Source organism: Polynucleobacter sp. AP-Kolm-20A-A1, assembly GCF_018688315.1.
Taxonomy (GTDB): Bacteria; Pseudomonadota; Gammaproteobacteria; order Burkholderiales; family Burkholderiaceae; genus Polynucleobacter.
On the sequence record NZ_CP061315.1, the window covers coordinates 1,813,458 to 1,831,583 of the forward strand.

The following is an 18,126-nucleotide window of genomic DNA, read 5'->3' on the forward strand; positions in this document are numbered from 1 at the left end:
GCCAACCAGAGCCGCCCAGTGAGGGGTAAATCTACTGATTAAGACTCGTAAGCAGTCTCACCGTGTGAGCTGATATCTAAGCCTTCGCGCTCTTCTTCTTCCTTGACGCGCAAACCAATCACGATATCGATCAATTTGAAGGCTACGAAAGAAACTACGCCAGACCAAATTACAGTAGTAATCACGCCTTGAGCCTGGATCCACAATTGGCTAGCAATAGAGTAATCAGGAGCAACTGCATTAGCTACATAATCCCAAATACCAGAGCCGCCCAATGCTGGATCAGCAAATACACCGGTCAACAATGCACCAGTAATACCGCCTACGCCGTGAACACCAAATACGTCCAAGCTGTCGTCTGAACCCAAAATCTTCTTGAGACCAGTAACACCCCAGAGGCAAACTACACCCGCAATTAAGCCAATAATGATTGCACCCATTGGGCCAGCAAAACCAGCAGCAGGAGTAATAGCAACTAAACCAGCTACGCAACCAGACGCAGCGCCCAACATAGATGGCTTACCTTTAAGAACCCACTCTGCAACTGACCAGCCCAATACAGCAGCAGCGGTTGCTAAATAAGTATTCACGAATGCCAAGCCAGCAGTGCCGTTTGCTTCAAGCGCTGAACCAGCATTGAAACCAAACCAACCGAACCACAAGAGAGCAGCACCAGTCATTACATAAACTAAGTTATGTGGCTTCATTGCTTCTTTGCCGTAGCCCAAACGTTTGCCAATAACAAAGGATCCAACCAAACCAGCGATCGCCGCATTGATATGCACAACAGTACCGCCAGCAAAGTCGAGAACACCTTTTTGCCACAACCAACCAGCACGAGCAGTAATTGCCTCAAGTGATGCAGCATCTTTGATGTCATCTGGACCAGGCCAGAACCAAACCATGTGAGCGATTGGCAGATAGCTCAAAGTGAACCAAATCACCATGAATACCAAGATTGCAGAGAACTTAGCGCGCTCAGCAAAAGAGCCAATGATCAAGCAGCAAGTGATAGTTGCGAACACTGCTTGGAAAGCCATAAATACATACTCAGGAATCACAACACCCTTACTAAAGGTTGCTGCTACTGAGTCTGGATTGATACCACCCAAGAACAGACGATCTAATCCACCAATGAATGCTCCGCCTTCCGTGAAAGCAAAGCTATAGCCATAAATAGCCCATAGCACTGTAATCAATGAGAAGACCATGAAACATTGCATACAGATAGACAAAATGTTCTTGCTGCGGGTTAAGCCGCCGTAGAACAATGCCAAGCCAGGAAGAGTCATCAACAGCACTAATGCTGTACAAACCATCATCCAAGCGATATCTGCTTTATTACATTTTTCAGAGCAAAGAACTGGAGCAGGCTCAGCCGCAGCAGGGGTTGCCGCAGGAGCTGTTACAGCCGGCTTCTTGACTTCATCAGCATGCGCTGGCGAAGTAACCATTACACCGGTTGCGCCAATAGCCAAGGCCATAGCACCACCAGCAACGAGTCGTTTCATCCAAGTTAACATTTTGAACCTCTCTTTAAAGTGCTGACGCGCCGGTTTCACCGGTACGAATACGAATGACGTGCTCAACTGGTGAGACAAAAATCTTGCCATCACCAATCTTGCCTGTACGTGCAGATTTTTCAATTGCTTCAATCGCACGCTCCAAGATGCCATCTTCAACAGCAGCTTCAATTTTTACTTTAGGTAAAAAATCGACAACATACTCAGCACCGCGATACAACTCAGTGTGACCCTTTTGACGACCAAAGCCTTTAACTTCAGTGACGGTAATACCCGAAACTCCCACTTCTGAGAGAGCTTCGCGCACTTCGTCAAGCTTGAAGGGCTTGATGATTGCGGTAATTAATTTCATATGTTTCTCCGTTCAGAGTTGGAAATTAGAAAGTCTTTGTTAAAGAAAGCAAGCCAGTGGATTTGCCTAAATTCTTGCCTGATGGGCTTGAATAGGTATAAGCACCTTGGTTAGTAGCTGCATTGGTGCCAACGTAAGCCAAAGATGCTGATAAGCCAGCTCCAAAGTCTTTAGTTACGCCCAATTTCCAGTCTGTGTAGCCAAATAGCTTGTTATTGCTAACGTTGCTTACTGAAGCGCCATTCCATACAGTAGCGCCATTAGGCTGATTTCCCGCATAGTATTGGTAACCCACGTGACCATTCAAAGCCAAGCCCCAAACGCCAGTGTCATAGTTCATTGTTAAATCTGGATAGTAAGAACCAGTTGAGTTAACAGCTCCGAACAAAGTTGAAACCGCATAAGAAAACTTAGCGAAACCGGTTACTGGCCCAAAGGTAAAGTTTTGTGCGAGATACAGTTCTGTTGAGTTTGGATTAGCTGTTAAACCATTGGTGTTAGGAATGCCTGAAGTTGGGTAGTAGTACTGCAAAACACCGAAGTCACTTGCAAAACCTTCGCCAATCAATTCTTTCTTGATACCAGCATAGAAGTCCATTTCGATCGGTGCGGAAACGCTTGCGCCAGTATTGCCTTTGCCTACAAAGCCACCACCGTTTGCATACATATCACCGATCCAACTGATTGAGCTGTTCCAGTTACCAACATAGAGGCCGCTCTCATGAGCGTAGTCAAAGCCACCTTGAATTGCTGGCTTAAAGTTTGACTGGCTGATACCACGGTAACGGTAGTCATTTACTACAGTAACGTTTGCTGTAATTGGGCTGGCTTCAGGAGCTTCAGGAGCTGCTGCTGGAGCGGACTGCGCAAATGCAGAAGTTGCAAATAGGCCAGAGGCTGCTAGAGCAATAGCTGTCTTTTGAATTGTTTTCATGTGTTACTCCTTACTGTTTGTAATAAAAAAGGGTTGAATGCTTAATGCATGGAGTGATCATGAAGCGCGCCCCTATTTGGGATTCCCCAGCATTCCCCTTATTAATGCCAATGCACCTAATTGGTGCTAGATAATGCACCATAGGGGTGAAAATGAAGCTTTTTGAGGGGTTTTCGATGTTTTGCCCCTTTTTAGCCGCCCAACTTAAAATAGCGATGTGTATCTTTTATGCAACTTTTTATAGAACTGCGAAATACCATCATGCAAAAACCCGGTGAAATCCTCGAGCAAATTCAACGTATCGCAAGTGATATGCAGAACAAGGTGGGTGATGCCATACGCAATTCGCCAGCACAGGAGATTGAAAAGAATGTGCGCGCCATGATGAATCAAGGTTTTCAGAAGATGGATTTGGTGACACGCGAAGAATTTGATCTTCAGAGCAAAGTGTTGGCAAAAACGAGAGAGAAATTAGAGGCGCTTGAAGCTAAAGTTGCTGCGCTTGAGAAAACCCAGTAACTCTTTGATCTCTATTCTGGAGAAAATCCACTAAAAAAGTTTTCATACTCTTCTTTAGATAAAGAAGTTTTAGCGTCATTCGCGCTTCCATTTGGATGCAACACAGATATCTGATAGATCCACATCTCGCCATTCAGCGCTGCACGAGTAATCCAGCGCACTCGCATCGATTGCGATGTTTTTGCGCTTGATTTCAAAACAAGAAAATAATCTTTACTTGGCAACTTCTGACGGCTACTCAGCTGATAAGTGGTATCTAATATTTCGACGTCACCACCAGAAGCCTTGGCCCTGTCCAATAAATTACTTTGTAACTGATTAATCAAATTTGGCAAAAGTGCCGTCTGATTGGCTAGCAATTTAATGCTGCCAATAGAGTAAATATCATCGTCAATTTTTACAGCCTCAAGAGTCTGTAAAAACTCCTGCCCTTGATAGGGTATCTGGCGCTCTAACTTATCGGGCTTGCCTGGAAATAAAGCGCTATACCTCTCTTGAGGAGATTGAACAGTGCGCCAATCTAACTTGGGGCTACACGCCAGTAAGACAAGGGATGCCGCCAATAGAGCGGCAACTTTTAAAACTACTCTAGACAACCCCGGCTCCATGGGCCTGTTGATCTGCGTGATAACTCGAGCGCACCATCGCACCCACTGCGGCATGGGAGAAGCCCATGGCATAAGCCTTCTCTTCAAACATCTTAAATACATCAGGGTGCACATAGCGCTGCACTGGAAGATGATGGCCGGATGGCGCTAGGTATTGGCCAATCGTCAACATATCAATATTGTGCTCACGCATATCTCGCATGACTTCCAAAATCTCTTCGTCAGTTTCACCAAGGCCAACCATCAAACCACTCTTAGTGGGTACATGCGGAAAGCGCTCTTTAAATTCTTTTAACAACTTCAAAGAATGGTCATAGTCGGCACCAGGCCTAGCTTGCTTATACAAACGCGGCACTGTTTCTAAATTATGGTTCATCACATCAGGCAAACCATTTGGCGCATGCTCAGAAAAAATATCAAGCGCTTTATCTAAGCGACCACGGAAATCAGGAACCAATACCTCAATTCGGGTATTTGGGGATGATGCGCGTGATTGAGAAATGCAATCTACATAATGCATAGCGCCACCATCACGCAGGTCATCACGGTCGACGCTAGTAATCACGACATAGTTGAGCTTGAGAGCAGCAATCGTGCGAGCTAAGTTAGCTGGCTCTTTTGTATCCAAAGGATCTGGCCTGCCATGACCTACATCACAAAATGGGCAGCGACGCGTGCACTTGTCACCCATGATCATGAAAGTGGCAGTCCCTTTGCCAAAGCACTCACCAATATTTGGGCAGCTTGCTTCTTCGCAAACAGTAACTAACTCATTCTCACGCAAAATCTTTTTGATTTCAGCAAAGCGTGAGTTACCTGATGCCGCTTTTACGCGAATCCAATCCGGCTTCTTGAGCACCTCTTCAAGCGGAACAATTTTGATCGGAATACGCGCAGTTTTTTCGCTCGACTTTTGTTTACGCGATGCGTCGTAATTCAGATCTTGGCGACCTTCTATAGATGTCTTGGTATCAGGATTATTTGTTGTCATGTGGCATCAGTTGCTTTTGTAAGTGCTGCAAAAGCCTTTGGCTAATAGTGTCTATATTGTCCTTGATCCCAAGGGTTTGCATATCGACTGTTCTTAAGCCCTCATAGCCACAGGGGTGGATGCGCTTAAAAGCCTCTAAATCAGTGGCTACATTCAAGGCTAAGCCATGATAGGAGCAGCTTTTGGATACTTTTAAGCCCAAGGCAGCAACCTTAGCGCCAAACCACTCTGGGGGCACTCCAGGCTGCTCAGAGACATATATCCCGGGTGCACCCGCGTGTCTTTCAGCCGCAATCCCAAAATCTGCCAAGGCATCAATCAAAGCTTGCTCTATGCGTGAAACCAATTCTTTTACGAAAATTCCTAAGCGCTTGAGATCCAGCAGAAGATAAACCACGATCTGACCGGGGCCGTGATAAGTAATCTCACCACCTCGATCCACTTGCACCAATGGAATTTGATTGCTTGGGGAATGCAAATTGCCAGCGTCCCCTGCTAGCCCCAACGTAAATACAGGGGGATGCTCTAAAACCCAAATCTCATCTGGAGTTTGGCTATTGCGCTCCTTAGTAAATACTTGCATCGCCTCATAAGTCGAGAGGTACTCTACCGTTCCAAGTTGTTTTACTAAAAATGGCATCAAGAATAAATTAGAGAACGATGCTAACTAATGGGTGTGTAGATAAAGTTCTGTACAGCTCGTCTAACTGCTCGCGGCTAGTGGCTGTAATTGGCAAGGTAATACCCAAATAATTTCCATCCTTTGATGGGCGCTGCTCAACCTTGCTCTCGTCAAATGTTGGATCAAATTGCTTGGCAATATGAATAATTGCAGGCAAATACTCCGGGTTTGCTTTGCCCATCACCTTAATTGGAAAGAGCGATGGATACTCGATTAATGATTTTTCTTCTGACATTGCTTCAATCCTTTTATTATTTTCGATGATCGGGCATACCCAACCACGCGCCCGTAATGATGTTGCGAATGCAATGCAATCTGCGATGAAAAAAGTGGTCTGCTCCTGGCACCACTTGAACAGTTAACTCTTGGGGGCGTGCCCAATCCAATACATCAGCCAATGGAATAGTTTCATCAACCTCACCATGTATCACCACCGTATCGGTGGGCACATTAGCAAGCGTCCATTTACCAGCGGCACTGCCAACCATCACCAAACGCTCAGCGGGACGACCCAGCTCTGCCAACTTCTCGACTAGGTGGCTACCAACAAAGCTGCCAAACGAAAATCCAGAAACAACCAAAGGCAATGTATTGGCGCCGGATACCCATGATTGATTTGCAGTCGCTTCAAATTGATCCCAACTAGATGGCGTGCGCATCCAATCTGTTACATGCAGCAAATCGTCTAGCTCGCCAACTCCATCATCATGTACACCAGCAGTACCACCTACACCGCGAAAGTTAGGCCGTACGCTGATGTAACCAAGCTGATTAAAAGCTCTGGCCATTGTTTGGGCAACCTTGTTATCCATTGTCCCACCCATTAACGGGTGTGGGTGCGCAACTAAAGCTAGACCACGCACAGCAAACGAGGGATCATTTTTTAATTCATCCGGCAGGTCAATAGACATTTCCATCAAACCAACAATGCCTTCAATATGAATTACTTTGGTACGGCTATTCATGGGAAAACTTTCAACAAAAACGAATGACTGAAACGAACTACTAAGCTAACTGAAGGCGCTCTACAGGGCGCCCCGAAATCAAATGTGACTGAATAATTTCTTCTACGTCCTGTATATCGATCATGGTGTACCAGACACCCTCCGGATAGACGACCATCACAGGGCCATCAGCGCAGCGGTCCAAGCATCCCGCTTTGTTCACGCGGATCTTTCCTGGGCCTGATAGCCCAAGTTCTTTCACCCTATTTTTTGCGTACTCAAACAAAGCAAATGCATTGTGACGATCACAGCAATCATCGCCATTACTGCGTTGGTTCAAACAAAAAAATAGGTGCTTAGAAAAACTCATAGAAAAATTATATTCATCAATGCTGCGATTTAAATTCAGTAACGTTACGAATCATCCAAATTAAGGCGATTGGTAACCATACCACCGAAACCCACTGCATCAGATCATTAAAGTGTAATAAACGCCCTTGATGCCAGTGTCGTAAGGTCAATATGAAATAAGGATTATCCGGCAATATGTTGATGGCAATGGTGGCGCTAACAAGACAAAACAACGCCAGCCAAAATTTTGCTGCTTGACTTAGCTTTAACGCCAGTCTCAATAAGACCATCGCTAAAGCCATTCCCCATAATGCGCCATCTGTAAACCATATCAAACCAAATTCTCCGCCAAATTGAAGTGCCGTGAATAAGGTTTTAATTGCCACAGTGAAGAAAAGTAAGCCGTTCAAAATGCGCCACTGTGGCGCCTTTGGTCTGAGACCTAATGAAAGCAATAAGGCGACCCCTAACCAACATAGCGCAGTAATAAGCGTTTCTTGCGCTACGTGGTTAACAACTGTTGTTCCCCAGTCAATTGAACCAAAGATCGCATGACCCCAAACTCCTGTCCCGAGCCATGAGCTTTGAGGATAAATTTGTGACCAGGGAAATAATAAGAAGAGAGCGCATGCACCCCAATTGAGCCCAAACCACTGATCAAAGCGACGGCGGATAGCGCTACCAGACAGCCATTGAGGGCCCAAAGGAATTGCTAACAGGCCGCCCAAGAGGCCGCCAAGCACATTGGCCCACCAGTCCATTTGACTTGGTATTCTGGTTGGCAGCCAGGATTGCAAGGATTCGACAGTCAATGCCAATAGCGCGCTCAGACTTAAAGCCAAACCCAGAGCAACAAAATTACGCCAACGTGGATATGCAGCAAAAACCAGTAAAAATCCAAATGGGATATAGGCAAGAATGTTGACGGAAACATCAAATAAAGTGATGAAACGAGGTAAAGGGGCGTCTATCCAAGCCCAAGCCGTAATGCCATTCTGAAAATCAAAATCAAATGGATTTAGACTCACATAAACAATCAATAACGCATAACTCACACTCATGAACCTAGCCAAAGGCATGGCCTGAAGTGGCCATACAAATTTACGGGGGCGCTGGTCTTTTTGATGCATTCCACAATTCTAGGTCAGACCTTTCTACAATGGCGAAATGACTGCTAATTGCATCCTTGAACGCGTAAACGAAACAAGATCCACCAACGATGATCTGTTAGAGCGCTGGCGCGCCGGTCAATTAATCGACCCAGTAGCCCGCATTGCCCACAAACAGACTGCCGGTAAAGGCAGAGTGGGTCGCGCATGGCTTGCCAACCCAGAAGACTCTATTTGCTTCTCCTTGGCCTTCCCTTTCAAAAGAAGCCCTGCACAGCTTACCGGGCTAAGCCTTGTAGTCGGCCTGGCGGTAGTTGCTGGTATAGCTCAGGCTTCCGGGTTGAATGAACAAGCGCTTCATCATGCCGGTCTTCGACTCAAGTGGCCAAACGATCTATTGCTCAATAACGCCAAACTGGGGGGCATCCTCATCGAAGGAGGCCAATCCAAACCCCAGGAGCCAACATGGATGATTGTTGGTGTTGGCCTGAACATACGAAATGCTGCATTCATTGAATCTAGCCTAGGGGGCGGACAAAAGGTTGGGGCTCTTGATCAAATTTTGGGAGCATCGACAAAACTCCCCGACACTGAATATTTATGGTTAAAACTGATTACCTCTTTTGGGGATCATTTTAAAAACTTTGATCAACATGGATTTGAGTTTTATAGAGAGCAATGGGGAACGTGGGACGCTTATCAAGATCAAGCGGTATGTATTTCCGGCGCAGGCAAAGAGTCTATTTACGGAACCGCTAAGGGCGTAGATCAAACTGGCGCACTTCTCTTGCAACAAGAAAATAAAACCGTTGCCATACATGCAGGCGATGTTTCATTACGAGTTCAATCATGAGTCTGTATTTATTATTTGATGTTGGTAATACGCGCCTGAAATGGGCGGCCGTTGAATCAACGAAACAACCATCGGATCGTCAAAAAAAATTATGGGCTTATTCAGGCTCAATCAGCAGTAAATCTCTCAGCTCCAAAGAACATAAAGCTGAGTTAGCTGACTATATTTCGAAAACATTACCCAAGCCTGATGCCATTGCTTTTTGCTGTGTCGCAGGTCAAGAGGCAATAGAAAATCTTCAATCCTTATTTCCGCAATGGGGCGATATTGCTTGGAAGCAACTAAAGGGTGACACCCCCTTCACGGGGATGCGCACCTTGTACCAAACCCCGAGCCAGCTTGGCGCTGATCGCTGGGCGGCGGCTATTGGTGCGCGCGCCTTATCAAGCAATAACACTTTGATTGTGAACGCTGGTACTGCCACCACCATTGATCTGCTTGGTTCAAACGGCGTGCATTACGGAGGCTGGATTTTGCCTGGCTTAGAGATGATGCAAGCAAGTCTTCAGAGCAATACCGCACAATTACCGCTAGCTACCCGTGTAGAACATCATGGATTTGCTACCAATACAAATAATGCAATTATCGGCGGATGTGATGCTGCGCAAATTGGCGCAATTCAATACGCAATGCAACAGGCAAAAGAAATCAATTGCCCCGTTGAGAGAGTTTGGATTGATGGCGGCAATGCAAAAATTTTAGCCAATGAAATTGCTAAATTAAAACTACCGACCTCAATAGCAATAGAGCCCATTGACGGGCTCGTATTACGTGGTGCTTGGTCTTGGTTACTACAAAACGTTTAAGAACGAATTTTTCCTAACAAGCTTGTAGTAGAGCGCTCATAAAGAAATGGGATGGCGACAGCCTTGCCACCCCAGCTTTTTACTAAGTGAGTTTCAGCCAAGGTATCGATTTCATAGTCGCCGCCCTTAACGTAAATATCCGGACGAATCTTCTCAATCAACTCTACGGGCGTTTGCTCAACAAATAAGACAGCCATGTCGACGCTTTCAAGCGCAGCCAATAAGGCCTGACGATCAGACTCCGTGTTGATTGGTCGATCATCACCTTTGCCAAGCATTTTGACTGAGGCATCTGAATTCACCCCAACTACCAGACTCGCGCCTAGGGCTCTAGCTTGGGCCAAATAACTTGCATGGCCACGATGAAGAATGTCAAACACCCCATTAGTAAATACCAATGGCCTAGGAAGCTTAGCTATACGGCTAGCAAGCTGATCTAAAGGGCAAACCTTAGATTCAAAAGAAGGTGGTGGCAAAGAGCTCATGACTCAATATTAAAGGTAATGCACACCACCCTGCGATATTAGCCAGAATGTCTTAGACTTGAGCACTCCAAACCCAATAAAGAAGGCGCTCCATGCACCGCTTTGTGACCTCCTGGCTCCTGACCGTTGCCACCGTTTTATTTATAGCTCCTAGCGCCCATGCTGCTCCTAGTTGCAGCCCGCTTTTGTCACACACCTTTGCTCGCCTACAAGATGAGGCGCCGCAGAACCTTTGCCAGTACCAAGGAAAAGTAATTATGGTGGTGAATACCGCCAGCTTTTGTGGCTTTACGAGTCAATATGAAGGTCTAGAGAAAATTTACGTCAAATACAAAGATCAGGGTTTTGTTGTTCTGGGCTTCCCATCAAACGACTTTGGCCAACAAGAGCCGGGTAGTAATAAAGAGATTGCCGATTTTTGCAAGAATACCTATGACGTGAAATTTCCAATGTTTTCTAAAAGCCAAGTTTCTGGAAGCAGCCCTAACCCACTCTTCAAAATGTTGATCGCTAAAACAGGTACAACACCGAAGTGGAATTTTTATAAATATCTAATTGATCGCAATGGTAATGTTGTCGATTCGTTTGGAAGTGTTACAAAACCTACAAGCAGTAGCATTACTGCTGAAATTGAAAAGCTCTTAGGAGAAAAAGCGCAGTGAGCAAGAAACGTATTGCCATCATCGGAGCAGGCATCTCCGGCTTAGGATGTGCTTATGCCCTAAGACAGCACCCTGAATTTGACATTACTCTATATGAGTCTGGAGACCACATTGGCGGTCACAGCAATACTGTGAACTTTACTTGTGAAGTGGGTGGCGAATCTATCACGCACGGTGTTGATACTGGATTCTTAGTATTTAATCGCAAAACATATCCACGCTTAGTTCGTCTGTTTGAAGAAATTCAAGCGCCCGTATCGCCTTCTGAAATGTCTTTCTCTGTGTCAATTGATTCATCCGAAAGATCAAGCTCTCCGAGAAAAATTGAGTGGGCTGGCAACGACATCAATTCATTTTTTGGTCAACGCACCAACCTTCTATCTCCATCGTTTTGGCGCATGGCCTACGACATACTGCGCTTTAACCGCATGGCAACCAACTTAGCGCTTGCGCAGATTGAGGGCGGCCATCAATACAAAGAGCCTGATGAAACTATTGCCAATTTCTTAGATCGCAATCGCTTAAGTCAAAGCTTTAGAGAGAATTACTTTCTCCCGATGATTGGCGCAATTTGGTCTTGCTCTGTTGAGCAAATGCTGGAGTTCCCGATTCAAACAATGGTTCGCTTCTGCCATAACCACGGGCTCCTACAAATCCAGAATCGTCCTCAGTGGCTGACCATCAAAGGTGGCTCAAGAGAATATGTCAAACGCATAGTGAGCGCCCTTGAGCAATCCGGTATCAGCATTGAGCGCGAGGCTGCCGTTCGCGTAAATACAAACCGAAACGACTCAAATCAAGTGGAAGTTATCACGCCATCCGGCGCATCCATGTTCGATGAAGTAGTAATGGCCTGTCATAGCGACCAAACACTAGATCTAGTTCATGGTATCAATCAGCAAGCCAGAGATATTTTGGCAGCCATTCCCTATCAAAAGAATCGCGCCATTTTGCATACGGACACGCATTTTTTGCCAGAAGAAAAACGTTGTTGGGCCGCTTGGAATTACACTGCCAAATCTGGTGCAAAGCCATCATCCAAGCAACATGTCAGCGTGAACTATTTGATTAATCGCTTACAACCATTGCCAGAAAAATTACAGAACACTCAAATTATTGTGAGCCTCAATCCGTCGACTGAGCCTGATCCTAAACTTGTGCATCAAGAAATTCACTATTCACATCCAGTATTTGACATGGGCGCCATTCAGGCCCAAAAAGAATTGCCATTAATTCAGGGCTCTTCCTCAATCTGGTATTGCGGCGCTTGGACTGGGTTTGGCTTTCATGAGGATGGCTTGCGCTCAGGCGAATTGGTAGCAGAAGCCCTAATCGAAAGCATTCGCTCCCCACTGAAATCCCAGCCCATACAAGATGCGCAATAAATGAATCAGCCAAAGATTAACTTTGGAGTAGTGAAGCATCGGCGCCTAAGACCCGCGAAGAATGTATTTGGCTATGGCGTCTTTACCATCTCTATTCCGATGCGCGCCAGGAAGGCAGACCCAGAAATTCTGCATACGAGAGGCTTAAGAGATAACCGCCTTGGACTCTTTTCCTTCCTTGATAAAGATCACGGCGCAGGCCAACAAGATAGCCTGGCTTGGATTGAGAAGATTTTGGAAGAGAACCACATTCCCAATGTCGATGGAGAAATTTGGTTGCAAACTTTTCCAAGAGTCTTAGGTTACGTCTTTAATCCAGTTAGCTTTTGGATCTGCACTCGATCGACCGGAAAAGTTCAAGCGGTATTGGCGGAGGTCAATAACACCTTTGGCGAGCGTCATTGCTATTTGCTATACAAGGACTCTGGCGAAGAACTGCTCTCCGGAGAAACGCTCACGAGCAAAAAAGTCTTTCATGTATCGCCATTTTGTGAAGTGCGCGGCGAATACCATTTTCGTTTCTTATTTCCACAAGACAGCATTACAGGCAAGAACTCAGTATGTCGCATTGAATTACATGAAGATGGACAACCTCTCATCACGACGAGTATCAGCGGTACAAGTCGTGAGCTAAGTCGCTCAGCCCTTTATTTGGCCTTTTTACGTTACCCCCTAATGAGTCTTGGGGTCATTTTCAGAATCCACTGGCAGGCATTGAAATTATGGATAAAAGGTGTACCCTTTCATTCGAAGCCTAAGCCACCAGAACTCGAAATTAGCAGATGAATCGCCCCGGACAATCTTTACTTTCAAGACTGAATTTTTCACGCACGCAAAACAAAGTTGCGTCTTCGCATCGTCACCAAGTGAGCGCGGCAGCATTGCTGCAGCTTCTCTCCCAATTAAGCAGTGGTTATCTGAAAATGACCCTGCCAAACGGAGAACAACGCGAGTTTGGTAATCGTGCGGATGCCTTGCATGCTGAAATTGTGGTTTTAGATTGGTCTGTGTTTAAAGAAGTGATGTCTCACGGTGATATTGGCTTTGCAGAAAGCTATATTCGCGGGCAATGGAATACACCTGACCTAAAAGCTATTCTCGAGCTTGCCATCCGCAATAGAACTATTCTTGAGAAGGCAATTTACGGTAGCTGGTACGGCTCGATTTTTTATCGCCTTAAACACTGGCTAAGGGACAACACTAAAACCGGTAGCCGCAAAAACATCCATGCCCACTATGACCTTGGGAATGCCTTCTATACGCTCTGGCTGGATCCAACTATGAGCTATTCAAGCGCTTGGTTTTCTGAAGGAGATAAACAATCTCTTGCTGTTGCTCAACACGCCAAGATTCGACGCATCCTAGATTCGATTGAAGTGAAGTCAGGCGGTCATGTATTAGAGATTGGCTGTGGATGGGGTGGGGTTATGGAGCAAGCACTTCGTAATAACCTCTCTATCACCGGTCTAACTTTATCAACCGAGCAAAAAGCGTTTGCTGAAAATAGACTGCAAGCCATTCGAGATGAAGCAAGCCTGAAAAATTCTTACGAAGTGCGCCTGCAAGATTACCGAGATTGCCAAGACAAGTTTGACGGTATTGCCTCTGTTGAAATGTTTGAGGCCGTAGGTGAAAAACATTGGCCCGAGTATTTTGATGCTATTGCAAAATGCCTAAAGACTGGTGGCAAGGCCTGCATTCAAACCATTGTGATTGCAGAAGATCTGTTCGAACGCTATCGTCACAACACAGACTTTATTCAACAGTATGTTTTTCCGGGAGGCATGCTCCCTTCGCGTACCAGCTTCAGAGCTAGCGCAGCTAAAGCAGGCCTTAAAGTCGAAGGTGAATTTGCCTTTGGCTCCGATTACGCCAAGACACTGTGCCTGTGGCGAGATAACTTCAATCAAAAACTACAAGAGGTTCGTCAACTTGGATTTGACGAGGCTTTTATCCGACTTTGGAATTTTTACCTCATGTACTGTGCGGCCGGTTTTTCAGAGCGCAATATTGATGTAGTGCAATTCACACTCAGTCACAATCCCACCAGGACATCCTCGGATGCATTAAGCGCATGAAGCAAAAAGGTATCCCAAGTTTTTCAGGAAAGCGCATATGGGTAATTGGCGCCTCCAGCGGAATTGGCGAAGCTTGTGCAAAAGAATTCATCGCGGCAGGTGCCAAAGTTGCACTATCGAGCCGCAGGGTTGAGCGCTTAAACCAAATTTCTGAAACTTCTCCAAAAGATCAAACCCTTACGGTTCCGCTAGACGTCACCAATCAATCCCAACTGCAAAATGGATATCAAACGATATTAGATACTTGGGGTGGAATTGATTTAATGCTCTTTGTTTCTGGTGTTTATACCCCATTGCGAGCAGATGATTTTGATATTCAGGTCGCAGAAAAAACGATTGACGCAAACCTACTCGGGCCAATGAGAGCTGTAGCGCTAGTGTTACCAGAGATGCTGAAAACCCACTCTGGTCACATCGCCATTGTTGGCAGCGTTGCTGGTTATAGCGGACTACCAAAGGCTCTGGCATATGGGCCCAGCAAAGCAGCCATCATTAATTTTTGCGAGAACCTGTATTACGACCTGCTACCAACAGGAATCAGCGTCCATATGATTTCCCCGGGCTTTGTGGCAACAGAAGCGACAGCACAAAATGATTTTGAGATGCCCGCCTTAATCAGCGCAGAAGAAGCAGCCACTGAAATTTTGACAGGAATAAAAAATGGGGAGTTTGATATTCACTTCCCCAAGCGGTTCTCAAGATTCTTAAAATTTCTCAGAATCTTGCCTTACCCCCTGTACTTCTGGATTGTGCGGCGCTTTGTCAAAATCTAATCGGCACCAAAGCACTGTACCGATTAGCAAGAATTACTTGTATTTATCTTTGCGAATCTTTTCTTCGAGATAATCCATCACAGCAATTGCCTTGGCTTTAGAGCCGGCTATAGAAGGAGAAGTAACGTACTTTCCTTGCATCACAATAGTTGGAACACCATCAATGCGATATGCCTCTGTTAGCTGCTTGGCAGCCCGCGCCTTAGAAACCACTGCAAAAGAGCGATAAGTAGCTAAGAAGGTATTGCGGTCAATGCCTTGAGAGGCAACCCAATCTGCAATCTCGGACTCTGTGAGTAGGCGCTTATTCTCTTTATGCATTGCATACATCACTTTGTCATTGAGAGCATCACCCTTACCCATAGCTTCAAGCGCATAAAACAACTGGCTATGCGGCAAGAAATCATCACGAAATGCTACCGGCACCCTGCGGAATGCAACATCTTTAGGCTGACGCTTAATCCACGCGCTGAGCTCTGGCTCGAAGTCATAGCAGTGTGGGCAGCCATACCAAAAGAACTCAATAACCTCGACCTTGCCTTTTGTTTCAACTGGCTGAGCCATTGGCAATATGCGGTAATCAAAACCCTCTTCAATCTTTTGCGCCTGCGCACTAACAAGGCCACTTAAAGAAAGTAAGGTCAATACAGTAAAAATACGTTTGCTTAATGAAATCATGATTTACTAGATTTAATGAGGGTTGGTTTAATGCCTAAGCCATTCAACTTATCGCGTACAGGATTGCTCTCCTCAACGCTGTTGTAGGGTCCAACACGTACACGCCATAGCGTATTCCCCTCGCTGGTTACCTCGCTAAGCTGAGCCTGCAAACCTTGAATGGCTAAATTTGCTTTTTGCGCATCAGCATCAGAACGCTTTACAAAAGCACCCACTTGCAAAAAATAAATCGCGTCACTTTTAGCGGCCGGTGGCGGGGTTGATTCTGCAGGTTTCTTACCATTAACTAAATCGCCGATGGGATCTGCGGCAGCAGTAGCTGGCGCCTTGCCCTGCAATGGCTTATTTAAGTCCAATTGCTCAACAGGAGTGGCGGCCTCACCTTCAGCCGGAGCACCAGAAGGTTTGATCGTCAAAGGCAAACTTGGCGCCCGTACGCCAGGTCTTTCTTGGGGTGTATTTTTGGATAGATAAAAGGCAATTACAAACGCAATTCCCAATCCAGCACCAAGACCCAAAATAAAGCCCAAGATAGTGCCGCCATATTGGGCATTTTTGCGATTCACTTCAGCGCTAGGTCTCTTAATGAAGCCAGCTTGTTGATTCGGTTTTTTCATCATTTCCTCATCTTACAGTTTCACTTCATATCTTGCCATTACATCTTGGCTGGTGCAGATACCCCTAATACTTTTAAACCATTTTGCAAGACCTGACGAGTTGCCAAGAGTAGCGCCAAGCGCGCCATTTTTAAATTCTGATCGTCTACTAACACGCGGTCAGCATTGTAGAAAGTATGGAAATCTCCAGCTAAATCACGCAAGTAGAAAGCAAGTGCATGCGGAGCCATTTCTTCTGCAGCGTTTGTAAGCACTTCTGGGTATTCGGCCAAACGACGCAACAGATGGTCGGAAGCTTTACTTTGTAGGAGCGATAAATCTGCAGAGGCTAGATCAGATATTTGACCATCCCACTGTTGCAAAATTGAATTAATCCGCGCATGAGCATATTGAACATAAAACACTGGATTCTCATCGTTTTGCTGCAAGGCTAAATCAATATCAAATACAAATTCAGTATCCGCTTTACGTGAGATCAAGAAAAAGCGGACGGCATCGCGACCACGTTGCAAAGCCAATTCTCTTTCTGCGGGAGTCATCTCTGGTGTCACACCACCAGACCACTCCACCAAATCTCGCACAGTGACATATGAACCGGCACGCTTAGAAATTTTGACCTCTTCGCCATGACGCATCACGGTCACCATCTTATGCAAAACATAATCTGGATACGTTTTAGGAATATCCCAACCGCGCTTCTGAGCTACGCCTTGCAAGCCTGAGCGCACACGGGCAATCGTGCCATGGTGATCACTACCTTGCACGTTAATCACCTTCTGGAAGCCACGGCTCCATTTGCTCGTGTGATAGGCGACGTCAGGAACGAAGTAGGTAAAGCTACCGTCTGACTTACGCATAACGCGATCTTTATCGTCACCATCATCAGTCGTTTTTAACCACAACGCACCTTCAGATTCATAGGTTTTGCCAATGGATTGCAATTCATCAACGATTTTGGCAACACTGCCATCGGTGTATAAAGAAGACTCTAGGTAATAGCAGTCAAATTTCACGCCAAAGGTTTTTAAATCAATATCTTGTTCATTGCGCAAGTAAGCAACAGCGAACTGACGAATTGCTTCGATGTCATCTTTAAATTCTGGAGAAGCTTTAAATGCTGCAGCGATTTCAGCAATGTACTCGCCGTTGTAGGCCTGCTCCGGCCAAGCAGCATCGCCTGGCTTTAATCCATTTAAGCGAGCCTGTACCGACAAAGCTAAATTTGCGATTTGTACGCCAGCATCGTTGTAATAAAACTCACGATGCACCTTAATGCCTTGAGTAGCCAATAAGTTTGCCAAGGCATCACCGAGCGCAGCTTGTCTTCCATGGCCAACATGCAAGGGGCCCGTTGGATTTGCCGAAACAAACTCAATCATTGCGCTTGGTACTGCAGCACTGCTGGAAGGTAGCTCACCAAAATGAGTTCCGGCTGAGAGTATTTCGCTAACTACCGCCGTCTTTGCCGCGTTACTCAAGCGAAAGTTGATAAAGCCAGGTCCCGCGATTTCACAAGAAGCAATTAATTGGTCAAAACCGGGTTGCAGCTGTAAACGCTCTACCAGCGCCTGCGCAAGCTCCCTTGGATTGAGTTTCCAAGCCTTGGAAAGCTGGAGAGCAATATTGCAGGCAACATCCCCATGATCTACCGCCTTAGGGCGCTCTAAACGAGCGCTGGGCACATCCCCCAGGCCACGCTCTTGAGCCAAGCCCTGAAGGGCGCTACCCAGCATTTCAATTAAACGATTTTTATTAGTTAACAACATAGTTAGGTGA

General features: G+C 45.8%; 22 protein-coding genes. 8 read left to right on the forward strand and 14 right to left on the reverse strand.

The window, feature by feature from the left end; genetic code table 11:
- Positions 1-38 precede the first annotated feature (38 nt).
- The 3 genes from C2745_RS09060 to C2745_RS09070 are packed head-to-tail and all read right to left on the reverse strand — an operon-like array spanning position 39 to position 2,809.
- A complete protein-coding gene (locus tag C2745_RS09060; protein ID WP_215384269.1) occupies positions 39-1,523 on the reverse strand; it encodes an ammonium transporter in 1,485 nt (494 codons plus the stop codon).
- Between the two features lie 13 nt (positions 1,524-1,536).
- Positions 1,537-1,875: a P-II family nitrogen regulator gene (locus C2745_RS09065; RefSeq protein ID WP_011903792.1), complete on the reverse strand. Its 339-nt coding sequence runs from the start codon at positions 1,873-1,875 to the stop codon at positions 1,537-1,539.
- Between the two features lie 25 nt (positions 1,876-1,900).
- Complete coding sequence (locus tag C2745_RS09070; protein WP_215384270.1) at positions 1,901-2,809, reverse strand: TorF family putative porin; 909 nt, start codon at positions 2,807-2,809, stop codon at positions 1,901-1,903.
- Between the two features lie 261 nt (positions 2,810-3,070).
- Here C2745_RS09070 and C2745_RS09075 point away from each other — a divergent pair, with 261 nt between their 5' ends.
- Positions 3,071-3,328, forward strand: coding sequence for an accessory factor UbiK family protein (locus C2745_RS09075; protein ID WP_215384271.1), 258 nt, complete (start codon positions 3,071-3,073; stop codon positions 3,326-3,328).
- Between the two features lie 11 nt (positions 3,329-3,339).
- Here the strand turns inward: C2745_RS09075 and C2745_RS09080 are convergent, their stop codons facing one another.
- From C2745_RS09080 to C2745_RS09110, 7 genes are read right to left on the reverse strand one after another with little or no spacing between them, the layout of a single operon-like run.
- The gene (locus C2745_RS09080) at positions 3,340-3,924 is read right to left on the reverse strand and encodes a hypothetical protein (protein ID WP_251368327.1); all 585 of its coding nucleotides are present in this window, start codon (positions 3,922-3,924) and stop codon (positions 3,340-3,342) included.
- The gene (gene lipA, locus C2745_RS09085; protein WP_215384273.1) at positions 3,917-4,927 is read right to left on the reverse strand and encodes a lipoyl synthase; all 1,011 of its coding nucleotides are present in this window, start codon (positions 4,925-4,927) and stop codon (positions 3,917-3,919) included. The genes C2745_RS09080 and lipA overlap by 8 nt, the downstream gene beginning before the upstream one ends.
- Positions 4,914-5,570, reverse strand: coding sequence for a lipoyl(octanoyl) transferase LipB (gene lipB, locus C2745_RS09090; protein WP_215384274.1), 657 nt, complete (start codon positions 5,568-5,570; stop codon positions 4,914-4,916). Before lipB ends, lipA begins: the two co-directional genes overlap by 14 nt.
- 7 nt (positions 5,571-5,577) lie before the next feature.
- On the reverse strand, positions 5,578-5,853 hold the full coding sequence (locus tag C2745_RS09095; protein ID WP_371743009.1) for a YbeD family protein: 276 nt from the start codon (positions 5,851-5,853) through the stop codon (positions 5,578-5,580).
- A gap of 7 nt (positions 5,854-5,860) precedes the next feature.
- Positions 5,861-6,574 (reverse strand): alpha/beta hydrolase, encoded by a 714-nt coding sequence (locus C2745_RS09100; protein ID WP_215384276.1) that lies wholly within the window; start codon positions 6,572-6,574, stop codon positions 5,861-5,863.
- Positions 6,575-6,614: 40 nt separating this feature from the next.
- On the reverse strand, positions 6,615-6,923 hold the full coding sequence (locus C2745_RS09105; RefSeq protein WP_215384277.1) for a ferredoxin: 309 nt from the start codon (positions 6,921-6,923) through the stop codon (positions 6,615-6,617).
- 16 nt (positions 6,924-6,939) lie between these two features.
- Complete coding sequence (locus C2745_RS09110; RefSeq protein WP_215384278.1) at positions 6,940-8,034, reverse strand: VanZ family protein; 1,095 nt, start codon at positions 8,032-8,034, stop codon at positions 6,940-6,942.
- A 37-nt stretch (positions 8,035-8,071) separates the two neighbouring features.
- Between C2745_RS09110 and C2745_RS09115 the strand changes: the two genes are divergently transcribed.
- Positions 8,072-8,866 (forward strand): biotin--[acetyl-CoA-carboxylase] ligase, encoded by a 795-nt coding sequence (locus C2745_RS09115; protein WP_215384279.1) that lies wholly within the window; start codon positions 8,072-8,074, stop codon positions 8,864-8,866.
- Positions 8,863-9,672: a type III pantothenate kinase gene (locus tag C2745_RS09120; RefSeq protein ID WP_215384280.1), complete on the forward strand. Its 810-nt coding sequence runs from the start codon at positions 8,863-8,865 to the stop codon at positions 9,670-9,672. The genes C2745_RS09115 and C2745_RS09120 overlap by 4 nt, the downstream gene beginning before the upstream one ends.
- On the opposite strand, the gene rfaE2 is transcribed toward C2745_RS09120, so the two are convergent.
- Positions 9,669-10,157 carry a D-glycero-beta-D-manno-heptose 1-phosphate adenylyltransferase gene (gene rfaE2 / locus C2745_RS09125; RefSeq protein ID WP_215384281.1) on the reverse strand — a complete coding sequence of 163 codons (489 nt, stop codon included), beginning with the start codon at positions 10,155-10,157 and terminating at the stop codon, positions 9,669-9,671. The two genes, C2745_RS09120 and rfaE2, sit on opposite strands and share 4 nt — an antisense overlap.
- A 92-nt stretch (positions 10,158-10,249) precedes the next feature.
- On the opposite strand from rfaE2, the gene C2745_RS09130 reads away from it, so the two are divergent.
- Genes C2745_RS09130 through C2745_RS09150 form a run of 5 tightly spaced genes read left to right on the forward strand, consistent with a single transcriptional unit; the run spans position 10,250 to position 15,055 of the window.
- Entirely contained in the window at positions 10,250-10,819 is a 570-nt protein-coding gene (locus C2745_RS09130; protein WP_215384282.1) for a glutathione peroxidase, read from the forward strand.
- Entirely contained in the window at positions 10,816-12,204 is a 1,389-nt protein-coding gene (locus tag C2745_RS09135) for an NAD(P)/FAD-dependent oxidoreductase (protein WP_215384283.1), read from the forward strand. The genes C2745_RS09130 and C2745_RS09135 overlap by 4 nt, the downstream gene beginning before the upstream one ends.
- Positions 12,205-12,990 carry a DUF1365 domain-containing protein gene (locus C2745_RS09140; protein WP_215384284.1) on the forward strand — a complete coding sequence of 262 codons (786 nt, stop codon included), beginning with the start codon at positions 12,205-12,207 and terminating at the stop codon, positions 12,988-12,990.
- Entirely contained in the window at positions 12,987-14,282 is a 1,296-nt protein-coding gene (locus C2745_RS09145) for a cyclopropane-fatty-acyl-phospholipid synthase family protein (RefSeq protein WP_215384285.1), read from the forward strand. The genes C2745_RS09140 and C2745_RS09145 overlap by 4 nt, the downstream gene beginning before the upstream one ends.
- Positions 14,279-15,055 (forward strand): SDR family oxidoreductase, encoded by a 777-nt coding sequence (locus C2745_RS09150; RefSeq protein ID WP_215384286.1) that lies wholly within the window; start codon positions 14,279-14,281, stop codon positions 15,053-15,055. Before C2745_RS09145 ends, C2745_RS09150 begins: the two co-directional genes overlap by 4 nt.
- Positions 15,056-15,088: 33 nt before the next feature.
- On the opposite strand, the gene C2745_RS09155 is transcribed toward C2745_RS09150, so the two are convergent.
- The 3 genes from C2745_RS09155 to argS are packed head-to-tail and all read right to left on the reverse strand — an operon-like array spanning position 15,089 to position 18,116.
- The gene (locus tag C2745_RS09155; RefSeq protein ID WP_215384287.1) at positions 15,089-15,733 is read right to left on the reverse strand and encodes a thiol:disulfide interchange protein DsbA/DsbL; all 645 of its coding nucleotides are present in this window, start codon (positions 15,731-15,733) and stop codon (positions 15,089-15,091) included.
- Positions 15,730-16,353, reverse strand: coding sequence for an SPOR domain-containing protein (locus tag C2745_RS09160; RefSeq protein ID WP_215384288.1), 624 nt, complete (start codon positions 16,351-16,353; stop codon positions 15,730-15,732). The genes C2745_RS09155 and C2745_RS09160 overlap by 4 nt, the downstream gene beginning before the upstream one ends.
- A gap of 35 nt (positions 16,354-16,388) precedes the next feature.
- Positions 16,389-18,116, reverse strand: coding sequence for an arginine--tRNA ligase (gene argS, locus C2745_RS09165; RefSeq protein ID WP_215384289.1), 1,728 nt, complete (start codon positions 18,114-18,116; stop codon positions 16,389-16,391).
- Positions 18,117-18,126 lie beyond the last annotated feature (10 nt).